We start from the raw sequence: 2,387 nt of genomic DNA on the forward strand, positions 1-2,387 counted from the left end.
CGGTTACTACACCCTCATCTGCGAAGAGCCACTTATCCACTGCGTTGCTTCTCTATGGGGGGATCGCCGTGGGTTATCTGCTCGTCGCCCGCTCCGGCGGTGGGCAGACCGCAGTGGTGGGACTCCTCTTTGGCAGCCCGTTGAACCTGCAATGGTGGGAAGTCGGGACGATTGCTGCTGGAGCGGGGGCGGTGGTTCTCCTCACCGCTGTGGTGGGTCGGCAGTTACTCGCCATGGCCTTTGATGAGGCCTCAGCGAAAGTCGCCGGGATACCCACACACGTCCTGACCCTGATCCTGACCCTGATGGTCGCCCTGATTGTGGTCGCCGGGATGACAACCATCGGGCTGCTCCTCATCTCCGCAATGATGGTGGTGCCAGTGGCAGCTGCCACCCACATCGCCAACAGCTACCGAGCTACGTTAGTCATCAGCTCCGGCATCGGAGCCCTCAGCGCCGTTGCGGGGTTGGCGGCGTCGTATTACGGGGACTTCGCCCCCGGTGCTGCCATCGTGGTGGTCGCCCTCCTCTGCTACCTTGTCGCGGCCACCATGGCGTGGCTCACAGGCCGCGCTCAAGGCGGTCTGGCAGCGGGCCGCCAAACCAGCGAGCGATCAGGGCGTGCGAAATGGAAGATCTCGGCGGCAGGGTCACGGCGCCGCTGATGACGTCGTCGCAGAGTTTGTCACGGGTGAACCAGCGGACCTCGCGAATCTCCTCGAGGTCAGCGGTGGCGAAAACATCGCTGGTATGGGCCAGGAAACCCAACATGAGGGAACGCGGGAAGGGCCATGCCTGGGAACTGATGTACTCCACGCGGTCGACGTCGACGCCGGCTTCCTCCTTTACCTCACGCACAATGGCACCTTCCAAGGACTCCCCGGCCTCCACAAAGCCCGCGAAGGTGGAGTAGCGGCGGGAGTCCCACCGCACTGCCGATCCCAATAACAGGCAGTCATCCGGCCCGATGACAGCAGTGATCACGGCCGGGTCGGTGCGGGGAAAGTGCAATGCCTCGCATCGATGGCAAGACCGGGCCCATCCAGAATGCCGTACCTCAGTGGCACCGCCGCACGCCGGGCAGAACGCTGATGAAGCGTGCCAGGCGGTCAATGCAGTCGCCTGCGAGAGCAGTTCAGCTTCGACGGCGGGCAGGATGCTGCCAACGCTGCGCAGGCTCTCCCATGTGGCAGTAGGTGGCTGCCGCAGGTCTCCTTTACCTGGTGCGGAGCTCTTTACGGGCACCGCCACCACGTGGGCGGGACCGGTGGGTTCGGGGAAATCTTCTACTTCTGCTACATCGACCTCGCCCAGGTAGACGGCCGATGCTGGCAGTTGTCCGTGGGGTGCCTTCAGCACCAGGTGAGGTCCAGTGTGGGAGGGAGTATCGGTTGAAGAGCTGCGCGCCCCATTGACAAGGGCTTTGCCCTCATCGAGCCACAGCACCCGAGTGTTGGGCTGCTCCCATATGCGGGTCATCCAATTGCTGGCCTGACGCGGCTGATCGTGCCGGTTGAGTCGGGCAGCGGCGACGGCGCGGACGCGAGATCCAGAGTCAGACAACACTGTGACACCGTATCCTGCTGGGCTGGGTGTACTCCGGGTGGATTCAGCACTTTATGGTGCGCCCACCCTGGTGGCAACTCCCAGGGGGGTCCGTGAGCAGTGGCTGGGAACTGGACTAGAGTGGACTAGACCACTCTTTGAAGTGGATCCAGTCAGTGACTGCTGACCAGAGCGAAGGGCATACCATGCACGACGCCACACACCGTCAGCGGGACTACATCCCGGACCGGGCGGAAGCCCCCTCCGCCCTGTACGAAGAGCTCGCCATGGAATTAGGGAACCTGGCCCGGGAGCTCCAACAACAGTCGCCGGATGAACTGCTCGCAGCCATTGTGAGATCTGCGATAGATCTGATCCCAGGAGTAGAGGGCGGTTCGATCAGTGTGGTGACAGGGCGCAAGGAAATTACCGCTGAAGGGGAAACCGGGGAGACCTCCGCGCGCATTGATGCGATTCAGATGGAGGAAGGCCAGGGACCTTGTCTGGATGCAGTGTATGAGCAGGAAGTTGTCACTGTGCCGGACATTCGTGCCGATCCGCGTTGGCCTGATTTCTCCCGCCGGGTGGTAGCGGAAACGGATGCACGGGGGATGCTGGCCTTCCAGCTTTTCGTTGAGGATGACAACCTGGGGGCGCTGAATCTCTACTCCACGCGCATCAATGCGTTTACTGAAGAGTCTCGGGAGGTGGGCCTTCTAGGGCATGTCTCCTATGTGGGAGGTGATTTCTCCGGCAGGCTGGGGCCATGGCGAGGGGGTGTCAATTAGTTTGTGTACCGGGTCACTCATGAAAGGACGTGATGGTGACTGTGATTGATGCAC

At 62.1% G+C, this 2,387-nt stretch carries 3 protein-coding genes; 2 read left to right on the forward strand and 1 reads right to left on the reverse strand.

All coding sequences use genetic code 11. From position 1 onward, the window contains the following. A partial coding sequence (locus FEF27_RS12915; RefSeq protein WP_138171295.1) for a metal ABC transporter permease occupies positions 1-665 on the forward strand: 665 nt, incomplete at its 5' end. Here FEF27_RS12915 and nudC read toward each other — a convergent pair. After that, positions 562-1,566 (reverse strand): NAD(+) diphosphatase, encoded by a 1,005-nt coding sequence (gene nudC, locus FEF27_RS12920; protein WP_138171296.1) that lies wholly within the window; start codon positions 1,564-1,566, stop codon positions 562-564. The two genes, FEF27_RS12915 and nudC, sit on opposite strands and share 104 nt — an antisense overlap. A 155-nt stretch (positions 1,567-1,721) precedes the next feature. Between nudC and FEF27_RS12925 the strand changes: the two genes are divergently transcribed. Continuing rightward, a complete protein-coding gene (locus FEF27_RS12925) occupies positions 1,722-2,333 on the forward strand; it encodes a GAF domain-containing protein (RefSeq protein ID WP_138171297.1) in 612 nt (203 codons plus the stop codon). Positions 2,334-2,387 lie beyond the last annotated feature (54 nt).

Origin of the sequence: Nesterenkonia sphaerica (assembly GCF_005771565.1) — a bacterium.
Lineage (GTDB): Bacteria > Actinomycetota > Actinomycetes > Actinomycetales > Micrococcaceae > Nesterenkonia > Nesterenkonia sphaerica.